Source organism: Pseudomonas sp. AD21 (assembly GCF_002878485.1).
Taxonomy (GTDB): Bacteria; Pseudomonadota; Gammaproteobacteria; order Pseudomonadales; family Pseudomonadaceae; genus Aquipseudomonas.
The window spans coordinates 1-20,765 of the sequence record NZ_NQYG01000084.1 but is presented as its reverse complement, the minus strand read 5'-3'; the positions used below and the strand labels follow the sequence as shown (position 1 = coordinate 20,765).

At 60.0% G+C, this 20,765-nt stretch carries 18 protein-coding genes and 4 pseudogenes; 11 read left to right on the top strand and 11 right to left on the bottom strand.

Going from position 1 to position 20,765, the window contains the following annotated elements; all coding sequences use genetic code 11:
* A pseudogene (locus PseAD21_RS27320) lies at positions 1–106 on the bottom strand (type VI secretion system tube protein Hcp); the annotation flags it as partial.
* Between the two features lie 303 nt (positions 107–409).
* Positions 410–931 (bottom strand): G/U mismatch-specific DNA glycosylase, encoded by a 522-nt coding sequence (gene mug, locus PseAD21_RS27315; protein ID WP_102358858.1) that lies wholly within the window; start codon positions 929–931, stop codon positions 410–412.
* Between the two features lie 87 nt (positions 932–1,018).
* On the opposite strand from mug, the gene PseAD21_RS27310 reads away from it, so the two are divergent.
* On the top strand, positions 1,019–1,963 hold the full coding sequence (locus PseAD21_RS27310) for a LysR family transcriptional regulator (protein WP_102358857.1): 945 nt from the start codon (positions 1,019–1,021) through the stop codon (positions 1,961–1,963).
* Between the two features lie 44 nt (positions 1,964–2,007).
* Here PseAD21_RS27310 and PseAD21_RS27305 read toward each other — a convergent pair whose 3' ends face one another.
* Positions 2,008–2,259, bottom strand: a complete 252-nt coding sequence (locus PseAD21_RS27305; protein WP_102358856.1) for a DUF2790 domain-containing protein — start codon at positions 2,257–2,259, stop codon at positions 2,008–2,010.
* A gap of 263 nt (positions 2,260–2,522) precedes the next feature.
* The gene (locus PseAD21_RS27300) at positions 2,523–3,719 is read right to left on the bottom strand and encodes an MFS transporter (RefSeq protein ID WP_102358855.1); all 1,197 of its coding nucleotides are present in this window, start codon (positions 3,717–3,719) and stop codon (positions 2,523–2,525) included.
* A 131-nt stretch (positions 3,720–3,850) separates the two neighbouring features.
* On the opposite strand from PseAD21_RS27300, the gene PseAD21_RS27295 reads away from it, so the two are divergent.
* Positions 3,851–4,489 carry a TetR/AcrR family transcriptional regulator gene (locus tag PseAD21_RS27295; protein WP_102358854.1) on the top strand — a complete coding sequence of 213 codons (639 nt, stop codon included), beginning with the start codon at positions 3,851–3,853 and terminating at the stop codon, positions 4,487–4,489.
* Positions 4,490–4,520: 31 nt separating this feature from the next.
* Here the strand turns inward: PseAD21_RS27295 and PseAD21_RS27290 are convergent.
* Positions 4,521–4,765, bottom strand: a pseudogene (locus PseAD21_RS27290) (YbiU family protein); the annotation flags it as partial.
* A gap of 16 nt (positions 4,766–4,781) precedes the next feature.
* On the opposite strand from PseAD21_RS27290, the pseudogene PseAD21_RS27285 reads away from it, so the two are divergent.
* Positions 4,782–5,018 (top strand): annotated as a pseudogene (locus tag PseAD21_RS27285) (DUF6124 family protein); the annotation flags it as partial.
* Between the two features lie 196 nt (positions 5,019–5,214).
* Here PseAD21_RS27285 and PseAD21_RS27280 read toward each other — a convergent pair.
* Positions 5,215–6,408 carry an MFS transporter gene (locus PseAD21_RS27280; protein WP_102358853.1) on the bottom strand — a complete coding sequence of 398 codons (1,194 nt, stop codon included), beginning with the start codon at positions 6,406–6,408 and terminating at the stop codon, positions 5,215–5,217.
* A gap of 361 nt (positions 6,409–6,769) precedes the next feature.
* Between PseAD21_RS27280 and PseAD21_RS27275 the strand changes: the two genes are divergently transcribed.
* Positions 6,770–7,741: an AraC family transcriptional regulator gene (locus tag PseAD21_RS27275; protein ID WP_102358852.1), complete on the top strand. Its 972-nt coding sequence runs from the start codon at positions 6,770–6,772 to the stop codon at positions 7,739–7,741.
* Positions 7,742–7,904: 163 nt separating this feature from the next.
* Here PseAD21_RS27275 and PseAD21_RS27270 read toward each other — a convergent pair whose 3' ends face one another.
* Positions 7,905–9,824, bottom strand: a complete 1,920-nt coding sequence (locus PseAD21_RS27270; protein WP_102358851.1) for a tyrosine-protein phosphatase — start codon at positions 9,822–9,824, stop codon at positions 7,905–7,907.
* Positions 9,825–10,122: 298 nt separating this feature from the next.
* On the opposite strand from PseAD21_RS27270, the gene PseAD21_RS27265 reads away from it, so the two are divergent.
* On the top strand, positions 10,123–10,599 hold the full coding sequence (locus tag PseAD21_RS27265) for a hypothetical protein (RefSeq protein ID WP_102358850.1): 477 nt from the start codon (positions 10,123–10,125) through the stop codon (positions 10,597–10,599).
* A 57-nt stretch (positions 10,600–10,656) separates the two neighbouring features.
* On the top strand, positions 10,657–11,178 hold the full coding sequence (locus PseAD21_RS27260; RefSeq protein WP_102358849.1) for an AAA family ATPase: 522 nt from the start codon (positions 10,657–10,659) through the stop codon (positions 11,176–11,178).
* A 121-nt stretch (positions 11,179–11,299) separates the two neighbouring features.
* On the opposite strand, the gene PseAD21_RS27255 is transcribed toward PseAD21_RS27260, so the two are convergent.
* The gene (locus PseAD21_RS27255; protein ID WP_102358848.1) at positions 11,300–12,223 is read right to left on the bottom strand and encodes an NADP-dependent oxidoreductase; all 924 of its coding nucleotides are present in this window, start codon (positions 12,221–12,223) and stop codon (positions 11,300–11,302) included.
* A 36-nt stretch (positions 12,224–12,259) separates the two neighbouring features.
* A complete protein-coding gene (locus tag PseAD21_RS27250) occupies positions 12,260–12,697 on the bottom strand; it encodes a DoxX family protein (protein ID WP_102358847.1) in 438 nt (145 codons plus the stop codon).
* A gap of 178 nt (positions 12,698–12,875) precedes the next feature.
* Here PseAD21_RS27250 and PseAD21_RS27245 point away from each other — a divergent pair, with 178 nt between their 5' ends.
* The gene (locus PseAD21_RS27245; RefSeq protein WP_102358846.1) at positions 12,876–13,787 is read left to right on the top strand and encodes a LysR family transcriptional regulator; all 912 of its coding nucleotides are present in this window, start codon (positions 12,876–12,878) and stop codon (positions 13,785–13,787) included.
* 278 nt (positions 13,788–14,065) lie between these two features.
* Positions 14,066–14,347: a hypothetical protein gene (locus PseAD21_RS27240; protein ID WP_102358845.1), complete on the top strand. Its 282-nt coding sequence runs from the start codon at positions 14,066–14,068 to the stop codon at positions 14,345–14,347.
* 165 nt (positions 14,348–14,512) lie between these two features.
* Here the strand turns inward: PseAD21_RS27240 and PseAD21_RS27235 are convergent, their stop codons facing one another.
* Together PseAD21_RS27235 and PseAD21_RS27230 are read right to left on the bottom strand one after the other, a co-directional pair.
* Positions 14,513–14,953 carry a hypothetical protein gene (locus PseAD21_RS27235; RefSeq protein WP_102358844.1) on the bottom strand — a complete coding sequence of 147 codons (441 nt, stop codon included), beginning with the start codon at positions 14,951–14,953 and terminating at the stop codon, positions 14,513–14,515.
* A 77-nt stretch (positions 14,954–15,030) separates the two neighbouring features.
* Entirely contained in the window at positions 15,031–17,235 is a 2,205-nt protein-coding gene (locus tag PseAD21_RS27230; protein WP_102358843.1) for an OsmC domain/YcaO domain-containing protein, read from the bottom strand.
* Between the two features lie 238 nt (positions 17,236–17,473).
* On the opposite strand from PseAD21_RS27230, the gene proP reads away from it, so the two are divergent.
* The 3 genes and pseudogenes from proP to PseAD21_RS30405 all read left to right on the top strand — a co-directional run.
* On the top strand, positions 17,474–18,976 hold the full coding sequence (gene proP, locus PseAD21_RS27225) for a glycine betaine/L-proline transporter ProP (RefSeq protein ID WP_102358842.1): 1,503 nt from the start codon (positions 17,474–17,476) through the stop codon (positions 18,974–18,976).
* Between the two features lie 136 nt (positions 18,977–19,112).
* Entirely contained in the window at positions 19,113–20,348 is a 1,236-nt protein-coding gene (locus PseAD21_RS27220) for an MFS transporter (RefSeq protein ID WP_102358841.1), read from the top strand.
* A gap of 73 nt (positions 20,349–20,421) precedes the next feature.
* A pseudogene (locus PseAD21_RS30405) lies at positions 20,422–20,674 on the top strand (tryptophan-rich sensory protein); the annotation flags it as partial.
* Between the last annotated feature and the right edge of the window lie 91 nt (positions 20,675–20,765).

Here is a 20,765-nt window from a genome sequence, read left to right as displayed (position 1 = left end):
CGTGGCCTTCCTGGTAGGTGTTGCCAACGGAGTCGGCGGTGAAGGCGCCGGCAGTGATCAGGCCTTGTTTTTCGCCAGTGACGGACATGTACGCTGGTGTTGCCATGGGGATGCTCTCCTTGCTTGAAAACACAAACCGACAGGCACCATTGCCTGTCCGGGTGCCTGTTCAGCTATCAAGTTCCGTGCCAGCCATCATCTAGCCATTACGGATCAAGGGTTTGGCGACGATGCCTTCGCGTTTTGGCGTTTTAAACTTCGATAAACAGAAAAAAGTGCGCAAGAAGTTGCGCAGTACTGTGCAACTTCTTGCGCACCTGGCTACAGGCCACGTTTTATAAGGGTTTGAAGGGGATTCTCGGGTGAAATCGGCGAAACAACTGCGCAACTTTTTGCGCAGTTGCGATGTTTAGATTGTCGGCCCTGACGACGCCACTTGCAGTTGACGATAAGCGTCCACCAGTTGCGGAAGATTGAACGCAAGGTTCCTGCCGCTGGGATTGGGCAACACCCACACCCGTGCGCCGCCAAAGGTCTTTGCCTGCGGCCCCCACACCACGACTTTCTGCCCCGACAACGCGGCATACGCAGCCTTGCCAAGAAACGCCACATAACGCGGCGCATACCGGTTGATCTTCTGTTCAAAGCCGAGGGCCGCCGCTGCAAACTCCTCCGCCGCCAACTGATCCGCCCGCGCCGTTGGCCGCTCGACCACCGCCGTCAACCCGCAGCCATATTGCACAAGGCTGCAATCATCCTCCGCCCGCACTTCATGCGGGGTGAACCCGACCAGGTGCAAGGTGCGCCAGAAACGATTTCCGCGCCCGGCAAAATGATGCCCCTGCGCCGCCGCGAGCAACCCCGGATTGATCCCGCAAAACACCACCGAAAGCCCCGGCGCCAGAATGTCCTCAAGCCCTTCACCCGCCATGCACGCGCTCCTCGTTCGCAAACATTTGCAACACCACCCACGGCAAACCCTAGAATGGCAATCCCATCCACAGAGCCAACAACAACGATGGACGTTATTCAGACCCTGCGCTGCTTCGTCGCCGTGGCCCAGAGCGGCAGCTTCACCGCTGCGGCCGACGTGCTCGACACCACCACGACCAACGTCTCCAAAGCCGTCTCCAGTCTCGAAGCCCGGCTGCACACGCGCCTGATCAACCGCACCACCCGCCGCCTTGCCCTGACCGAAGCCGGCGTGCGCTACTTGCAGCGCTGCGAAAAAATCCTCGATGACCTGCGCGAAGCCGACGAAGAGGCCGGCACCGCCCAGACCTTGCCGGTCGGACGCCTGAAAATCCACGCCATGGCCGCCATCGGCAACCACTACGTGATCAACGCCATCGCCCGCTACCGGGAGATTCACCCCTCAGTGACGTTCGACCTGACCTTGAGCAATCGCCTGCCCGACCTGCTCGAAGAAAGCTACGACATGTCGATCGTCCTCGCCCGCGACCTGCCCGATTCCGGCTTCGTCGCACAACGCCTGGGCACCACCTACAGCATCCTCTGCGCCGCACCTTCGTACCTGGCCAAACGCGGCCATCCCGCCACCCCCGCCGACCTCGGCGCGCACGACTGCCTGCGCATCGTCAACACGGTGATGCCCGCAGAAAACTGGGTATTCGAAGGGCCACAAGGCATGGAAACGCAGAATATCCCCGACTCGCCTTTCCACATCAACACCGCTGACGGCATGGCCACCGCGATCAGAAATGGCATGGGCATCGGCATTCAGCCGCTGGCATCGGCCGTTGAAGGATTGGCGGGAGGCACATTGGTGCGGGTACTGCCGGAGTACCGCCTGGAGGAATACAACCTGTTCGCGATCTACCCGTCACGCAAATTCGTCGACGCCAAAATCAAGACCTGGGTGGAGTTCCTGAAAACCGCCATCCCGCAACTGCTGGCGTCCGATGAAGACATGGCCAGGGCCAAAGAACTCGCCAACGCTTAATGCCGCAGACCTGGAGTGTCGACCCTCCAGCGCTTGCACCGACGTCAACCGTTGGAACAACCACTGCCCATCACCTGATATTGCACCACATGCCGCGCACCGGTCGAGTCGTCATACGTCATCTGCACCGGCACCGCACCGCACTGGTTGGCCGCGTCGGAGATCGACACCACGTGGGCGATGTCTGGTTGAGCGGCAGCATTGTAAGACTCGACTTGTGCGGTTTCGTCCGCCGCAAAGGCCTGTGCGCCGATACCGCCGAGGACTAGCAGAAGAGCGATTTTTGAAAGCTTCATGATGTTCACCGTCTTGTGGGGAACCGTGTTAGGTCACGGGTTGCAGACGATGTTAGGGATTGAAGCGCACGGCAAAAATCGGTCGGCGGGACAAACACTGTGTCCAAAATGGCGATGAATAAACCCAGCATCGTGGGTACCCAAATCGCGAGCAGGCTCGCTCCCACAGGTTTTGTGCCGGCCACAACATTCCGGAACACCGCAAAACCACTGGAGTGAGCCTGCTCGCGAAAGCGCCAGCCCAGTCAACGAAGAACCCGAGACTACCGCGCCCCACGCGCGCCCGGCCTGAAGCCATGCACCCGCGCCCACCACGCAATCGCAAACCCCACGCCCACCAGCACCACCATCGCCCACGGAAACGAGGCAACACCCCATTTGTCCAGCAGCACACCCCCCACCACCCCGCTGCCGGCAATCGCGCTGTTCCAGGCCACGACGTTCAGCGATAACGCCACATCGGCGCCGTCACCTGCCGCGTCCGCCAACGCTGTTTGCAACAACGTCGCCGAGCCGCCGAAGCTCAGTCCCCATATCGCCACACCGACGTAGATCACCTCCGGCACGCGCCCCAGCAATCCCAGCACCACGCAAACCGCCGCAAACGTTGCGAGGCTCACCAACACTGTCTTGCGCAACAGCGGCTCCACCCGTTTCGCGGTCAGCCAGATACCCGCCAGCGCTGCGATGCCAAATACCAGCAACACCAGGTCCACCCGATTCTGCAGCCCTGCCGGCGCCACGAACGGCGCGATGTAGGTGTAGAGAATGTTGTGCGCCAGCATCCAGCTGATCACCACCGCCAGCACCGGTCGAACACCCGGCGTCGTCAACACGCCGCGCAGCGACATGCGCTGGTGCGCAGGTTGCGGCGGATAATCCGGCACCTTCACCAGTACCCAAACGATCAATATCAAGGTCAGGGCCGACATGATGCCGAACGTCGTACGCCAGCCCACGAGGCCGCCCAGCCAGGTACCCAGCGGCACACCCAGCGACAGGGCAATCGGTGTACCGACCATGGCCAGCGCCAACGCCTTGCCCTGTTGATCGGCCTCGACCATACGCCGGGCATAACCAGCCAGCAGACTCCAGGCCACCCCCGCCGACACACCCGCAAAGAACCGCGCCACCAGCGTCACCCCATAGTGCGATGACAACGCCGTGATCGAATTGAACAGCAGGAAGCCCACAACGGTCAGCAGCAACACATTGCGCCGACGCCAGCCGCGCGTCGCAATGGTCATGGGAATGACCGCCAGCACCGAACCCAACGCATACGCGGTGACCATCTGGCCGGCCATCGATGGGGAAATCCCCAGGCCTTCGCTAATCAATGGCAACAGGCCCGCAGGCAATGTTTCAGTGACGATGCAGATGAACCCGGTCATCGCCAGCGCCAGCAACGCGCCGACAGGCAGGCGTTTGGGCGCAGCCGATAAAGTGATTGAAGATGTCACGGGAAGCTCCTTGAGCAGAGAAATTCAGACTTAGATACCGATCGATATAAAATACTGGCCGCAGGCACCGTTCGTTGTCAACGACTTATGTATCGACTAGTATCTAAATCATCTTTTCGAGGAGTTTTGAGATGGCGAGAATGGGCCGCCCCCGCGCTTTCGACCGTGATGACGCCGTCGATCAGGCCATGCAACTGTTCTGGCAACACGGCTACGACTCGACCTCCCTCGCCTTGTTGAAGGCGGAACTGGGTGGCGGCATTTCCGCGCCGAGCTTCTACGCCGCGTTCGGCTCAAAGGAAGCCCTGTTCGACGAATGCGTGCAGCGTTACCTGGCAACTTTCGCCCAGGTCACCGAATGCCTGTGGGATGAAACCCTGCCACCCCGCCAGGCCATCGAAACCGCCCTGCGCCAATCCGCGCGCATGCAGTGCGACGACGGCCACCCCAGGGGCTGCATGGTCACCCTCGGTGTCATGAGCGCGCCAAGCCCGGAGAATGCGCGCGTGGTCGAAGCCCTCACCCAGTCCCGCGCCCGCACGCGGGCGGGGATTGTGGCGTGTGTCGAGCGTGGGATCAGTGAGGGTCATTTACCCGAGCAAACTGCGGCCGTCGCGATGGCGACCGTGTTCGACAGTTTTCTGCAGGGGATCTCCATACTGGCGCGGGATGACACGGCGCTTGCGGTGATTGATGCGGCGATCGGTCAGGTGATGTTGACGTGGGACATTAGCGCCGCCAGCACCATGTCCGCATCTGCCACTGATTGAAAGGCTTGAGGGCGGAGTTCACTGAATGTGGCTTCGGACACATCGGCGCCGCCGGCACGGACATCACGTTGCCCCAGCCTTGCTGGTTCTGCACTGGCGCAACGCTATGGATTACATCGCAATGCCACCACACCGAATCGCCGGCCAGCACATCCGGAATCGGACTCAGCCCCGCAACCAACAGCGGATGCCATTGCGGCGACACCGGCAGCACCTTGCCCGGCGCACCCCACATAACGCGTCTTCGGGCACATCATCGAGCAGCGGCCGCAGCAGCTGATCTGGTCAAACGATCATGGCAACACCCTACACACCCAACGCCATGTTCCTCGCCAATCCCAAAATCGCCACCGAGGAATTGCTGGCGAACGCCAGTGAATCATTGGGGGCGGCGACAGTGATGTTGGGGGGGGTGGCCGCGTTGGTTGAGGGGCCGATTCGCAAGACGCTACTGGGCATTGCGCAGGTGGTGATGCTGAGGGAGTTGGCGGTGAATCAGGCGTTGGATAACGTTGTGCCGACGGCGTAGCGAACGCTCCCTCCGTGGCGCCCCATGGTGAGCGTCACGGAGGGATCTGTCAGAAACCGGCATGTGTGAATCGTCTGCTTTCAGACAGAAGCTGCCTCTCGAATGTGTTTAGAGAATCCGGGGCGATTCAGATCCTTTCAGCCCGTATTCCGAGTGAGTCGAATCATGGCCTGGAGGCTAATCCAGCCCCGCAGAACTAGCTCGTGCGTTCCTGAGTTGAATATCTGACGCGATGCTCGCTCAACATCAACGTCGCTATAGCAACCAGTACAGGTACAAAGGCAAGCGCACAGATAACGGTCCAACCGTATCGATTCAATATACCTCCCGATGCAAACGAGCCGAGCACCACGGCGCCAAAGACAATGAAATCATTGAGCGCTTGGACACTGTTTCTTTCGCTTGTTTTATGGCACCGAAGGACGAGCGCAGAGGCGCCGACAAAACCGAAATTCCAACCAATCCCCAGAAGCACCAAACATAGATAAAAGTGGTAGGACTGCATGCCGGAAAACCCGACAGCAATAGAAGCACCGGTTAACATCAACCCCATCAACACAACGCGGTTAGCCCCAAAACGACGGATTAGATTTCCAGTGAAAAAACTGGGCGCATACATTGCAATTACGTGCCACTGCAATGCCAGATTCGATGATCCCAGTGAAAGATCCTCATGCTTCATTGCTAGTGGGGCCGAAGTCATCAGGAAATTCATCAAAGTGTAAATTATGACACCACAGAGCATGGCGTTGATGAGTCCAGGCTGCCGAACAATCACCGCAAGCGGGCGACCTGGAGCACAAACAGCCGCATCAAGGCGTGGAAAATCGACACCTAGCAGCACCGCCGCCGAAACCACCGCCATTAATGCGGCTGCAACATAAGTAACGATAAACAGGTGGGGCTCCCATAGGTCCATCGTATAGGTGACAGTCTGTGGACCAAGTACACCCGCCGCTAGCCCGGCAGCCATGACGATTGAAAGTGCCCAGGGTTGCCTGTTTTCTGGAACGCATTCTGCGGCGGCGAAACGAAACGTCAGCACCACAGCAGCATAAGCGCCACCAAACAGCATCGCAGCACAGAAAATGAAGAAGGAAGACAAATAAACGCCAATCGCAGCCAACACTCCCATCAGGATGCCGCACAACGCTCCCAGCATAAATACGAGACTGCGCCCATAGCGCTGCGCAATGGCGCCGGCAGGTAGCGTGCAGCTCGCCATACCCACGACAAAAATGGAGATAGGCAGCGTCGCCAATGCTTTATCCGGTGCAAGCATGTCCCCCACAATAGCGCCGGTTGCATAGACGATGACTGAGTTACCACCCCCCAATGCCTGGGCGGTTGCCAGTCGAAAAATGTTGCTGTTTCCAGATATGGCTGACACGACCTCTCTCCCTTGAATGATTTGTCCCTGAATGCAGGTGCAGCGTGCCGATTATCAATGAAAATTAACGGCCGCGCGCCCCTTACGATATTCAAGCGCCGGTACCGGCGCGGGTCCTCGACAAGGGCCTCCCGGCAGCGAGTTTGCTAGCCCTCATATGGTGGCCAAAACCGCTGTATCACTAAGAGAAAGTCTTAGGTCGCAGCGGGCTGCCCATCGCAAGGTGTGTCTACCAGACGCTTACCACCCATCGACCAGCGACTGAATTTCCGGTCACAAATCTGTCACCCCCAACCTGCTAACCTCCCGTCCGCCTCCTCCCCCACTTAACCAAGAGCCCCAACAAAAGGTGCCCCCCAAGGTGTCCCCAACCCCACCCCGCCAAAAAATCATCCTCCGCTCCGAAAACCTCCACTCCGAAGACTTCGGCGCCCTCTTCTCCCGTCTCTTCGGCAACCGCTACGCCGACACCCCGCCGCCACCGCCCAACATCATCATCGGCGGCGTCTACGGGCGGCACGACGGCGTCAGTTTCCGTCGCATGCATTACCACGGTGATTTCACCGTCACCTTCCCTGACCCGCAGGACGAGATCACTTTCGTGATTCCCACAGCCGGCAAGATTGTGTTCAACCACCGCACCGAGTCCGTTGGCATGGCCCAGGTGGGGTTGGCGATCGACAAGGCGGATATTCGCTCGATGCGGTTTCTCGACGATCATGCGCATCACGGAATTTCGGTTAATCGTGGGCATCTGACTGAGCGGTTGTCGGCGTTGTTGGGGCGGCCGATTGTGCAGAAGATTGTGTTTGAGCCGGTGGTGGATCTGCACACGGCGGCGTTTCAGGGGATCAAGGCGTTGATTGATCTGGCGACGGGGACGGAGTTTGATCTGTTGCTCAATAGCGGCACGCTGATGCCGTCGCGGTTGCGCGAGATGTTGATTGATGCGGTGCTGGAGGCGTGGCCGCACAATTTTACCGAGGCGTTGCGCCAGCCCGCGCCGAGGGTGGCGCCGCGGCATGTGAAGTTGGCGGTGGAGTTTATTCGGGCGCATCCGGAACAACTGGTGAGCGGTGTCGAGTTGGCGCGGTTGAGCAATGTCAGTCAGCGAGCGTTGCAGGAGGGGTTTCGGCGGTTTGTCGGGACGTCGATTGTGGCGTATCAGCGTCAGGTGCGGCTGGAGCGGGCTTTCGAAGCGCTGGGGCAGCGGCATTCGGCGTCGGTGACGGAGGTGGCGCTGCGTTTTGGCTTCAGTAATGTCGGGCGGTTTTGTCAGTATTTTCAGCAGGCGTATGGGGTGAGCCCGGCGGAGCTGAGGGGGCGGGGTTAATAGGCTCATATGCTGGGCAGCCATTTGAGCTCGCGAACGCGGAGGATCAGTTGATGGTGATGTTGGCTGACATGGCGTCTTCGCGAGCAAGCCCGCTCCCACAGGGTTTTGGTGGTGTTTTGTGAATGGTGGTCATCCTTGACCTTGCGCTGTTATCCCTTTTTTAGAACGCGTAACTGGCCTTCAGGCTGCCGCTGAAGCCGTGGCTGTCACCACCGCCGCTGGCGCCGACTTCCGCGCCGACGCTGACGGCGCCGAGGCTGGCCATCAGGTTGACGCCACCGCTGAACCGGTCGCGGTTGTCGAAGGCGGCGCGTTGTTCGATGTCGAGGCCCAGCAGGTGGCCCTGGCTGTTGACGTCGTTGTTGCCCAGCGAGCGTTCGTAGCCGACCTGCACGCCCGGCACCAGTTGCCAGTCGCCCATCGCCACCGGGGCGAACGCCACGTTGAGGTTGGCGACGGCGCTGCGGCGGGTGGCGGTGTTGTCGTCGATGTCGAGTGACAGTTCGCTGCCCTTCTCTTTGAAACCTTTGAGGTCGAGGTGGCTGACGCGCAAGCCGAGGCTTGGCTCGAGGATCATGCCGTTGACTGGTGCTCGGTAACCCAGCGCCAGCGTGGCGCCGGTGAGGCTGCCGTGGGTATCGCCCTTGGCCGTGCCGAGGCCGCCGCCGAGCTCGCGCTTGCTGTCGTAGTCGACGTAGCCAGCACTGGCGTTGGCGTCGACGAACAGCCCGCGCTCCAGGCTGGTGAAGCCGTAGCGGGCACCGAGATTGAAGAAGGTGAAGTCGGTATCAGCCTCGCCTCCCGCGCCGCCGACGGTGCCTTTGCTGTAGCCGAAACCGCCGCGCGCGCTGAGTTGTTCGGAGAAGCGCTGGGTGATGCCAACCATCAGGCCCTGGCTGTGTTCGTTGCTGCTTTCGGCGTGGGACGAGCCATCGGTGCCGAGGTAGCCGGCGAGCGCGGCGGTCCACAAGCGGTATTGGCCGACTTTCAGGTCGGAGCCGCTGGCGTAAGGCGCGGCGGCTTGTTCGATCATTGCGTTCTGGCGCAGCAAGTAGCTGGCGGCGTCAGCGTGGACCTGACCGCCGACCTGGGTATCGACACCGCCGAGGGAGCCGGCGTCGATAGCTGATTGCAGGTAGTAGTTGTAGGCGCTGTAGGTGCCGGACAGGCTGGTGTTCTGCAACTCGCGGAGCAATTCGGCACCGGCGGCCGCGTTGCCGATCAACCCGGCCTGACCCGGCAGACTGTTGTACTCGACCAGTTTGCCGCGCAGCACGTAGAGGGTTTCTTGCGACAGGCCGAGGCCTTGTTTGAGGTAGTTGTCCATGCTGCCGTATTCGGCAGTGACTTCATCGAGGCCGGCCTGCAAGTAGCTGGCCTGCACGCCGAGCAACGGCCCATAGATCGACGCCATGCTCGGCGGCATGGCTTTGAGGGTCGCGGCGACGCGGGCGGCGGTGTAGTCGTTGGTCGCGAGGTAGTTGGCCATGATGGTCGCGTTGTCGACCCCGGCGATGCTTTGCAACACGGCAGCGGTCCAGCCGGTGCGGTCCTTGCCGGCGGTGCAGTGGAACAGTTGCGCGCCGTCGGTGGTGGCCAGTTCGTTGAACAGCTTGCCGAACTGACCGCGCATCCCTGCGTCGCTGACGAAGGCGCGGTTGGTCTGTTCCATCATGGCGATGGCGTCGGCGGCGCTTTTGAACGACACGGTGGTGATGTTCGCGCCCGAAGTGGTGCTGCCGATGATGTCGATGTTCTGGTAGGCCGCACCGGTCAGCAGGGTGTCCGGCGTGCCGGCGATTTCGCTCGGGGTACGCAGGTCGTAGACAGCTTTGATGCCGAGGCTGTTGAGGGTCGCCAGATCCGCTGCCGACGGCGTGAGTGCGTTGGAGCGGTAGAACACGCCGCCGCGCATTGTGCCGTCGTGGGCCGTGGAGTACGCGGTGGTGAGGCCGGCGACATCACGGAAGTTGTCGATGCTTTTCAGCCGCGGCGCGTCGAGCGCCACAGGCTCGGCAGCGTGGGCTGCGGCGATGGACAGGCTCAGAACAGACAGCGAACACACAAGACGTTGAAACACAGTGCAGCCTCATTGGAATTAGCGTTGGGCTGGCTACTATCTGCAATCAAGTGATACCGAATATGACAGAACGACTGCGCAAGGAAATGGCTGCGCGATTGGGCCGTGGGCTGCGCTTTTTGTCCGTGTGGGTCGGTGAAAATCAGCTGCAGACTGCGTTGAAAACGGAATGGGTGAGAACCACAGATCCCAGTGCAGGCTCACTCCCACAGGGTTCGGTGGTGAACGTGGGGTTCTCGGTTGAAGGGGATTCCGTCCATAATCCCTCCCCCAAATGGACTGACACAGGACGTGTGAAATGGACACCACTCAATGGCTCGAGTTGTTCGAACGGGCTTTTCGCGGCATGGAGAAGAACCTTGAGCAAGTGTTGCAACTCAACAGTTGCCGCGAGCATTGGATTCAAGCCGAAATCAGCCTTCGTGCCTGGTTCGAGGATGAGGTCGAGATCTGGACAGACCTGCCGATAGGCGATCGACGCAAAGCCGATCTGTACTCATTGGATGACACTGGCGCAACAAGGATGGTCGCCGAAATCAAGTGCCTGGGCGATGTCTCGCAGGCCAAGTGTCTGGAAGGCGATTGGTCGGTGCGGGCCGATGTCGACCGGTTGCGCTCCTTCGAATGCCCCCCCCGCCTGTTCGTCCTGGTCATCGCCAAAGGCGAGCGCGAAACCAATACCGGACGCCGTCTTCGCGAAGATGAGTGGGTCGATGGCCGGACATGCGTACCTGTGGATCTGCAATTTGCACTGGTTCGGATGTGGGCTTTGTAAGTCAGGATCGCAATTCACTGTGCACGCGACATGGGCCGCGGCGAACAAGGAGTGCCAATGCTAATTGTGTTCAGCGGCCTGCCAGGAACCGGCAAGACCACCATCGCCAAGTCACTCGCGACCCGACTGGACGCGACCTATCTGCGTATCGACACGATCGAACAGGCCATCCGCAACGCCGGGGTTCTGGCTGACGAGGTTGGCAGCAGCGGTTACAGGGTCGCCAACGAACTGGCCATGAACAACCTGCGTCCCGGCCACAGTGTTGTGGTTGATGGCGTGAATCCCGTCGCTGAAAGCCGGCAAGCGTGGATCGACATTGCGACTCGCTCGGGCGCGCCGTTGCTCAACATCGAAGTGATTTGCTCAGACCCGCGTGAGCATCGTCGTCGGGTGGAACATCGGCAATCAGACATAGCGGGCCTGACGCCGCCGACCTGGTCCTCTGTGGTGAATCACGAATATGAAGCCTGGACGCAGCCGATCCTTTGCCTCGACACAGCGACTCTCGCCGTGGATCAGGCGGTGGAGATCGTCGTGCGCCAACTGACTGATCCACGCCCAACAGTTTTGCGCTGATGCGGGTAAAGCACCGACTTTGCTGATGGCGTGCTCAAGTCGGGTCAAATGGTGGACCCGACTTGAGCGCTTGCTCGGTGAGGAGCAAGACGATCTCCACAGTGCAATTGGGTGCGGCGAACTACTTCGAAGGATCAAGGACCAACCGGCCATGACCACGGCGGCTCAGGCTTTTCTCCACCGCACGTTGCGCCTCGCTCAGCGGGAACACTTCGACATCAACCGTGAGGTGGCCACGATCGAACAGCTCGGCAATCAGCGCCAGTTGCGCACCGTCAGAGCGGGTGGCGAAGTTGATCGGGGTCACGCCGTAATCGTTGGCCAGGGTCATGCTCGGCGCACTGACCGGCGAGATCAGCAGACCATCGCGTTTCAACACGCGGAACGAACGGTTCTGCGTGTCGCCACCGACCAGATCGAGCACTACGTCCACGTCGGACACCCGTTCCTCGAACGCCTGGGTGGTGTAATCGATCACGACATCAGCACCGAGTTGCTTCAGATACGCATGGTTGCTGGCCGACGCGGTAGCGATGACTTCGGCGCCCAGGTACTTGGCGATCTGCACCGCCATGCTGCCCACGCCCCCGGCGGCAGCGTGGATCAGCACTTTCTGCCGACGCTGGAGGCCAGCGTGCTCGGTCAACGCTTGCCACGCGGTGAGCGCGGTGGCAGCAACGGCGCCAGCCTGCAAGGCGCTGAGCGACTGCGGTTTCAGCGCCAGTTTGGCCACCGGGGCCACGGCTTTGCTGGCGTAACCACCGACGATGCTGATGAAGCCGAACACGTCATCGCCGAGCTTGAATTCGGTCACGTCGGGGCCGGTGGCGATCACCTTGCCGGACACTTCAACGCCCGGGGTGAATGGCAGTGGCAGCGGGATGAACGCTTTCATCGCGCCGGACAACACCTTCCAGTCGATCGGGTTGACCCCTGCCCCGGCGACTTCGATCAACACTTCACCGGCGCCGGCCACAGGGTCGGCGACTTCTTCCAGTTGCAGCACTTCGGGATTGCCGTATTCGTACACGCGGATGGCTTTCATGGGGGACCTCGATCGATTGGGGTGGATAGCGCGGTATCAGTGACGACGAGCGTCAAGGCTGAAACGACCGGCGCCGAACGCGACCACTTGCAACAGGCCACCGGCCATGGCGATGTTCTTGAAGAAGTGGATGAACTGGTTCTGATCGCCCAGTGCGTTGTGGAACGCCAGCGCGGTAACCACGCTGAACACGGCCAGCACAGCGGCGACGGTGCGGGTGCGGTAACCGGCGATCAGTGCCAGGCCGCCACCGATTTCAACGATGATTGCCAGGGCCAACGCCACTTGTGGCAACGGCAGCCCGACAGAGTTGATGTAGCCGATCATCATCGCCGGGGCCGCCAGTTTGGAGAAACCGGAGAGGATGAAGATGGCGCTGAGCAGGATGCGGCCGACCAACGAGGCCGAGGCCTGGGTGACGTCGTTGCGGGATTGTTCAGTAGTGGCTTGAGCGATGTTTGCGGTAGTGGTCATGGCGGTATTTCCTTCGAATTTGGGGCGATCCGAGATGAATCGTCCGAGTGAGGAAATGGTGCGCCCGGCCAGCTAACCTGAATAGCCGACTAATTTCGATCATTACGTTCTATAAAATAGACAAGCTGATAGTCCTCAGCGACGATAGCGCTACGCTGGACATGACGAGGAAACAGCCATGATTTCTGACCCGGGCACGCCGACGCTGGATCAACTGCGGGTGTTTTTAACGGTGGTGGAACTGGGCAGCTCCGCCGCTGCGGCGAGGAAGCTGCACCGCGCGACTTCGGTGATCAGCTATTCGATTGCCAACCTCGAATTGCAGCTGGGGGTGACGCTGTTCGATCGTCAGACCACGCGCAAACCGCAACTCACCGAAGCCGGCCGCACGGTACTGGCCGAGGCTCGGACCATCGCCAACGGCGTGCATGGCTTGCGCGCCAGGGTCAAAGGCCTGTTGCAGGGACTGGAAGCTGAAGTGCATGTGGTGCTCGACGTGATGCTGCCGCCGCAGCGGGTGGTGGATGCCTTGAAGTCGTTTCGCGAGGCATTTCCCACGGTCGCCCTGCACTTGCACATGGAGGCCCTGGGGGCAGTGACTGAGCGGGTGATCAATCGCGGCGCGATCATTGGCGTCAGCGGGCCGATGAACGAAGGCATCGAGGCGATTGAAAGAATCGGCGCCGGCACTGTCGAGCTGATTCCGGTGGCAGCGCCGCATCATCCATTGGCGGCCAGCGAAGCGAATGTCCCCGGCGCCGGGCGCGAGTTCACGCAACTGGTGTTGTCCGACCGTTCGCAACTGACCAAGGACCGCGACTTCGCCGTCCTCAGCAACCGCACCTGGCGTCTGGCGGATCTGGGTGCCAAACACATGTTGCTGCGCGAAGGGATTGGCTGGGGGAACATGCCGTTGCCGATGGTCGAGGAGGATTTGCAGTCTGGTCGGTTGGTGCGCTTGAACCTGCCGGAATACCAGAGCGGGATTTACCCGTTCGACGTCATCTACCGCACCGACCTGCCACCAGGGCCGGCGGCGCGGTGGTTGATCGAGCGGTTTGTGCAGCAGAGCGTACGGGGGAATGAGTAAGTGCATTTTCTGCAGGTCTCACAACCTTGGGGCCTGCCCGCAATCATTGTAGGAGCTAGCCTGCTGGCGATTGCGGTCTGTCAGCCAAAGAGATGGTGACTGATATAGCCCCATCGCGAGCGGTCTCACTCCTACAGGGTTACTGCGCTGGATTCAGGATTGGCGGCGGCCAGAGATCCAGGTGTACGCATTGGGGCGCTTCCTTGTATCGATTGCTGGATAATGCCCAACGACTGTCAGTCAGGTAATTGAAGCGCCTGACTCAATGAGGAACCCAGATGACCGTAATCACTGCACGCCAATGCTCGTCCTGGCTCCTGCTCAGCCTGCTCGCCGCCGCCCTGGCGCTGACAGCGGGCTGTTCAAGCAAACGCTACGCCACCAACGGCTCCAACTGCTACGCCAAAGCCGTGCCCACCTCCGGCGAAGGCGGTTTGGCCTGGGGCGATACCTTGAGCATGGCGCGCAAGAAATCGATGAATAACTGCATGCGTTACGCGAGCCGATCCGGAGGTACACCGAACACTTGCCAGGTGGTGCAGGCGCAGTGCAAGCGCTGATAGCGCCGATGATGTTGGCTGATACGGCCCTTTCTCTGGCAAGCCAGCTCCCACAGGGTTATTGGGTGGACTCAGGATGGGCGGCTGCCGCAGATTCTATGTGGGAGCTAGCCTGCTGGCGATTGCGGTGTGCAAGCCAAAGTAACGGCGCCTGACACGAGCACACTAGGCTCCGCGCTTGAGCACCGCTGTCGAAACCCGTGGCTGGATCGACTTTTCGATCAACGCAACGACATCCTTCGCGCCATAGCAACGGAACAGAATGCTCCCGGCATCCGTATCCAGGCAGACGATTTTAGTGATGAAGCCGCCTTCGAGAGTGACCTTGCGGATCATCCCCAGCGGCACTCTGATGTCCAGTGTGCCGTCCTGAACCAAGCGGTTCATGGCGTTGGCGTTCAAGTACACTGCGGCATTCGTGAGGGTCATTTTGCCACCGACCCACAGCCCGCCGTAAACCTCTTGGAAACCCTCCAGCACGCTAGCCAATGCGCCAACATTGCCACTGCCGGCAGCATCGTAAAAATCGCCTGCACCTTCGTAATCCACCTCGACGTCAGCCACCAGAAAGTTGACCAGCTTCGACTTCACTACCTTCTCGTCCATCCCTGGTTCTCCATGATCCATTAGCGGCAAAACAAAATCTGGTGAGGGGACAGATCCCCTCCCCACGCGGCTCGCTATCAGCGATTCGACCCTGCCGCATTGGCCCGTGCCGTATGCAGTTTCTTATAGCTGTCAATCAGACGCAGATGACGGTCCAGCCCTTCGAGCTTCATGCTGGTCGGCGTCAACCCGTAGAAACGCACGCTGCCGTTGACCGAACCGATCGCCGCGTCCATACGCTCGTCGCCGAACATGCGGCGGAAACTGGCTTCGTAATCGGCCAGTTCCAGATCCTCGTCCAGTTCCATTTCCAGGCATACGTTCACGGCCTGATAGAACAAACCGCGCTCTACAGTGTTGTCGTTGTATTGCAGGAAAGCTTCGACCAGGTCTTTGGCCGGCTCATATTTCTGCAGGGCGAGACAGATCAACAGGCGCAGTTCCAGAATCGTCAGCTTGCCCCACGGCGTGTTGTCGTCGAACTCGATGCCGATCAGCGTGGTGATGTCGGTGTAATCGTCCAGCTCACTGTTTTCCAGCCCCTGTGCCAGATTGCGCAGGCCAACCTTGCTCAGACTGTGCAGGTTGAGAATGTCGGCGCGGAACTGCAGGGCCTTGTTGGTGTTGTCCCAGATCAGGTCGTCCACCGGATAGATTTCCGAGTAGTCCGGCACCAGGATCCGGCAAGCGTTGGCACCGAGGTCGTCGTAGACCGCCATGTACGCTTCTTTGCCCATGCCTTCGAGGATGCCAAACAGAGTCGCGGCTTCTTCGGCATTGGAGTTTTCGCCCTGCCCGGAGAAGTCCCACTCGACGAATTCGAAATCGGCCTTGGCACTGAAAAAACGCCACGACACCACACCGCTGGAGTCAATGAAGTGCTCGACGAAGTTGTTCGGCTCTGTCACTGCCTGACCAGAGAAGGTCGGCTGCGGCAAGTCGTTCAAACCTTCGAAACTGCGGCCCTGCAGCAACTCGGTCAGGCTGCGTTCCAACGCCACTTCCAGGCTTGGGTGCGCGCCGAACGAGGCGAACACCCCGCCGGTACGCGGGTTCATCAGGGTCACGCACATCACCGGGAATTCACCGCCCAGCGATGCATCCTTGACCAGCACCGGGAAGCCCTGGTCTTCAAGGCCTTTGATTCCGGCGAGAATGCTCGGGTACTTTTCCAGCACTTCCTGCGGTACGTCTGGCAAGGCCATTTCGCCCTCGAGGATTTCGCGTTTGACCGCGCGCTCGAAAATCTCCGACAGGCACTGCACCTGCGCTTCGGCCAGGGTGTTGCCGGCGCTCATGCCGTTGCTCAGGAACAGGTTTTCGATCAGGTTGGACGGGAAATACACCACCTCGCCATCCGACTGGCGCACGAACGGCAGCGAGCAGATGCCGCGCTGGGTGTTGCCGGAGTTGGTGTCGTACAGGTGCGAGCCTTTGAGCTCGCCGTCGCGGTTGTAAATGTCCAGGCAGTATTCGTCGAGAATCTCTGGCGGCAATTCGTCTTTCGGGCCGGGTTTGAACCAGCGCTCGTTCGGGTAATGCACGAACTCTGCGGTGGCGATGTCCTCGCCCCAGAACTGGTCGTTGTAGAAGAAGTTGCAGTTCAGGCGCTCGATGAACTCGCCCAGTGCCGAGGCCAGTGCGCCCTCTTTCGTCGCGCCCTTGCCGTTGGTGAAGCACATCGGCGAGTGCGCGTCGCGGATGTGCAGCGACCACACGTTGGGCACGATATTGCGCCACGAGGCGATTTCGATCTTCATGCCCAGGTCGGCGAGAATCCCCGACATGTTGGCGATGGTCTGCTCCAGCGGCAGATCTTTACCGGCAATGTAGGTGCCCGCCTCCGACGTCGAATGCGGCATCAGCAGCGCTTGCGCATCGGCGTCGAGGTTCTCGACTTCCTCGATCACAAACTCGGGGCCGGTCTGCACGACCTTCTTCACCGTGCAGCGATCGATCGAACGCAGGATGCCCAGACGATCCTTTTCGGAGATATCCGCCGGCAATTCGACCTGGATCTTGAAGATCTGGTTGTAGCGGTTTTCCGGGTCGACGATGTTGTTCTGCGACAGACGAATATTGTCGGTCGGGATGCTGCGCGTTTCGCAATACAGCTTCACGAAGTAAGCCGCGCACAAGGCCGACGACGCCAGGAAGTAGTCGAACGGCCCCGGTGCCGAGCCATCGCCCTTGTAGCGAATGGGCTGATCGGCGATCACCGTGAAGTCGTCGAACTTGGCTTCAAGTCGAAGGTTGTCGAGAAAGTTGACCTTGATTTCCATGCGGGTTTACCAGAGAGCAAAAACAATTAGCGGCCATTATCCGGGTTTTCAGCCCGACGTCTTGTGCTTTTGCGTAATGGCGTGCCAAGCGGACCGCCGCGTCGCGTCGTGCGTCTGCGCAGTCGGACGACAAAAATGCCATTAGCAGTGAATTATTTCGTGTCTTCTTGTATCTGACGCAAAGAGCCCATGCCAGCAAAACAATGGCATTGAATCCGTTCAGCTATGAGTAACCCGCATGAAATCAAGGAAAAACAGCGTCAATCCGATCGGATTGAAAGACATCACCATTGTCGACGACGCCAAGATGCGCAAGGCGATCACCGCCGCCGCACTGGGCAATGCCATGGAATGGTTCGACTTCGGGGTCTACGGTTTTGTCGCCTATGCACTGGGCAAGATCTTCTTTCCTGGTGCCGATCCTGGCGTACAGATGATTGCAGCGTTGGCGACCTTCTCGGTGCCGTTTCTGATCCGGCCATTGGGCGGCCTGTTCTTCGGTGCGCTGGGCGACAAGTACGGGCGGCAGAAAGTCCTCGCCGCGACCATTGTGATCATGTCGCTGAGCACCTTCGCCATCGGCCTGATTCCATCCTATGAGTCGATCGGTATCTGGGCGCCGATCCTGTTGCTGCTGGCGAAAATGGCCCAGGGTTTCTCGGTTGGCGGTGAGTACACCGGCGCGTCGATTTTCGTCGCAGAATACGCTCCCGATCGCAAACGCGGCTTCCTCGGCAGTTGGCTGGACTTCGGCTCGATTGCCGGTTTCGTCCTCGGTGCCGGGGTGGTGGTGCTGATTTCGACAATCATCGGCGAAGAGAAATTCCTCGAATGGGGCTGGCGCCTGCCGTTCTTCCTCGCCCTGCCGCTGGGTATGATCGGCCTGTATTTGCGTCACGCGCTGGAAGAGACCCCGGCGTTTCAGCAGCACGTCGAAAAACTCGAAGAAGGTGATCGCGAAGGTCTGGCCGGCGGCCCGAAAATCTCGTTCAAGGAAGTCGCGACCAAACACTGGCGCAGCCTGATGACCTGCATCGGTGTGGTGGCGGTGACCAACGTCACCTATTACATGCTGCTGACTTACATGCCCAGCTACCTGTCGCACAACCTGCACTACAGCGAAAACCGTGGCGTGTTGATCATCATCGCGATCATGGTCGGAATGCTGTTCGTGCAACCGGCAATTGGTTTTATCAGCGACAAGATCGGTCGCAAACCCTTTATCGTTGTCGGCAGCATCGGCCTGTTCCTTCTGGCAATTCCGGCGTTCATGCTGATCAACAGCGGCAAGATCGGCCTGATCTTCTCCGGCCTGCTGATCCTCGCGGTGTTGCTCAACTTCTTCATCGGCGTGATGGCCTCGACCCTGCCGGCAATGTTCCCCACGCACATCCGCTACAGCGCACTGGCCGCTGCCTTCAACGTCTCGGTGCTGATCGCCGGCCTGACGCCGACCGCTGTGGCCTGGCTGGTGGAAAGTACCGACAACCTGTACATGCCGGCCTACTATCTGATGGTGATTGCCGTGGTTGGCCTGATCACCGGCGTGACCATGAAAGAGACTGCCAACAAGCCGTTGCGTGGTGCCGCACCGGCTGCATCGGACCTTGAGGAAGCCAAGGAACTGCTCAAGGAACACCACGACAACATCGAACAGAAAATCGAAGATATCGACGCGGAAATCGCCGAACTGGAAGCCAGGCGCAAGGAGTTGGTGCAGCAGCATCCACGCATTAACTGACGTCATAACGTGGCCGCTCGAAGCGAATTGGAGTGGCCACCTTCGCTCGGTGTGAAACTAAATCCTCAGCCGACATGCCGCTGAGTTAGCTGAGGTTGAGTCATTTCGCCGAACCTCGATTACTGAAGAAGCCAGCGTGATCAATCACTCCAATCGTCGCAACAATCTCTCGCTGGACAGCCTCAACTTCTTCCTGGCCGATGTGCGCGACGGGCTCGGCCCCTATCTCGCCATTTACCTGTTGGCGGTGCATCACTGGGAACCGGCCAGCATCGGGCTGGTGATGACCCTCGCCGGTGTAGCCGCCCTCCTCACTCAGACACCCGCCGGCGCACTCGTCGACAACACCCGCAGCAAACGGGCAGTCATCGCGATTGCCGCGTTGTTGGTGACCGGCAGTTGTGTAGTGCTGCCCTTCATCACGTCATTCAGCCTCGTAGCGATTACTCAAGCCTTGAGTGCCGCCGCAGCGTCGGTGTTCGCCCCGGCCATCTCGGCAATCACCCTGGGGATCACCGGTCCTCGAGCATTCACCTGGCGCACCGGGCGCAATGAAACGTTCAACCACGCCGGCAACGCTTGCGCAGCGCTGCTGGCGGGGAGCTTTGCCTACCTCTTCGGCCCGGTGGCGGTGTTCTACCTGATGGCGGTCATGGCCTTGTGCACTGTAATTGCCGTCAGCTTCATCGACGCCAATGCCATCGACCACGATCTCGCCCGTGGCCTGGACACGAGTGACGCCACACACGGCAAAGCACCTTCAGGGTTATCGGTGTTGCTGACCAACAAGGCGCTGCTGATGTTCGCCATCTGCTGTGCCCTGTTCCACTTGGCCAACGCGGCGATGTTGCCACTGGTGAGCCAGAAACTGGCGCAAGTGAACTTGCAGATGGCCACGCCGCTGACCTCGGCCTGCATCGTCGCTGCGCAATTGGTCATGGTGCCAGTAGTGATGCTGGTCGGGGCCAAGGCCGATGTGTGGGGGCGCAAACCGTTGCTGCTTGCAGGTTTTCTGATCCTGCCGTTACGCGGTGTGCTGTACACGCTGTCTGACGACCCTTACTGGCTGGTCGCAGTGCAACTGCTCGATGGCGTCGGCGCCGGGATCTTTGGTGCGCTGTTCCCAGTGGTGGTGAAAGACCTGACCCTGGGCACCGGACACTTCAACATCAGCCTCGGCGCTCTCTCGACGGTGTTCGGCCTGGGCGCGGCGTTGAGCAGCGGCGTGGCGGGATTTGTGGTGCAAGAGGCAGGTTATAGCGCGGCGTTTCTGACCCTGGCGGTGATTGCGGGGGTGGCGTTTGTGCTGCTATTGGTGTCGGTACCGGAGACGTTAACGCATCGACGCAGTGCGGTTATCGCTACGACGTAAAAGGCTGCCTGATGGACACCGAAGAAACCCATCACCCCAAACGGACTTCTTCGTGATCAGCTGTGCCGGTTAGCGGCTGACTTTGCTGCCGGGCAGTCGGCACATTCTCGCGCTGTGGGCTGCGCAGATAGCCGCTCAATACCTTGTGGGCACCGGTGGTTTTTTCGGCGCACTGCGCATGCCTGCCGGGATATTGATCTTTGCGTTTCTGGCTGGTTGTCGTGGTCATGGTCGTGTCGGTGCTGCACTTTGATGTGGGGACCGGGCTGATCCTGCTGCTTTACCTGATGTGGCTATCAGTGGCGACCACGCTGAATTTTTCGATCTGCGCAACAACCGTAAACAGGGGGAAAGAGCCCCCCTCGCAGAGCCTTGCGCGGAAAGCAAACCACTTTCCTGCGGGCAAAACAAAACCCC

Coding starts and splice junctions, on each gene's coding strand:
- PseAD21_RS27305 (WP_102358856.1), bottom strand. CDS start 2,259: ATGAAGCTTTCAAAAATCGCTCTTCTGCTAGTCCTCGGCGGTATCGGC.
- PseAD21_RS27250 (WP_102358847.1), bottom strand. CDS start 12,697: ATGACCACTACCGCAAACATCGCTCAAGCCACTACTGAACAATCCCGC.
- PseAD21_RS27295 (WP_102358854.1), top strand. CDS start 3,851: ATGGCGAGAATGGGCCGCCCCCGCGCTTTCGACCGTGATGACGCCGTC.
- PseAD21_RS27255 (WP_102358848.1), bottom strand. CDS start 12,223: ATGAAAGCCATCCGCGTGTACGAATACGGCAATCCCGAAGTGCTGCAA.
- PseAD21_RS27235 (WP_102358844.1), bottom strand. CDS start 14,953: ATGGACGAGAAGGTAGTGAAGTCGAAGCTGGTCAACTTTCTGGTGGCT.
- PseAD21_RS27230 (WP_102358843.1), bottom strand. CDS start 17,235: ATGGAAATCAAGGTCAACTTTCTCGACAACCTTCGACTTGAAGCCAAG.
- PseAD21_RS27245 (WP_102358846.1), top strand. CDS start 12,876: ATGATTTCTGACCCGGGCACGCCGACGCTGGATCAACTGCGGGTGTTT.
- PseAD21_RS27310 (WP_102358857.1), top strand. CDS start 1,019: ATGGACGTTATTCAGACCCTGCGCTGCTTCGTCGCCGTGGCCCAGAGC.
- PseAD21_RS27265 (WP_102358850.1), top strand. CDS start 10,123: ATGGACACCACTCAATGGCTCGAGTTGTTCGAACGGGCTTTTCGCGGC.
- proP (WP_102358842.1), top strand. CDS start 17,474: ATGAAATCAAGGAAAAACAGCGTCAATCCGATCGGATTGAAAGACATC.
- mug (WP_102358858.1), bottom strand. CDS start 931: ATGGCGGGTGAAGGGCTTGAGGACATTCTGGCGCCGGGGCTTTCGGTG.
- PseAD21_RS27260 (WP_102358849.1), top strand. CDS start 10,657: ATGCTAATTGTGTTCAGCGGCCTGCCAGGAACCGGCAAGACCACCATC.
- PseAD21_RS27240 (WP_102358845.1), top strand. CDS start 14,066: ATGACCGTAATCACTGCACGCCAATGCTCGTCCTGGCTCCTGCTCAGC.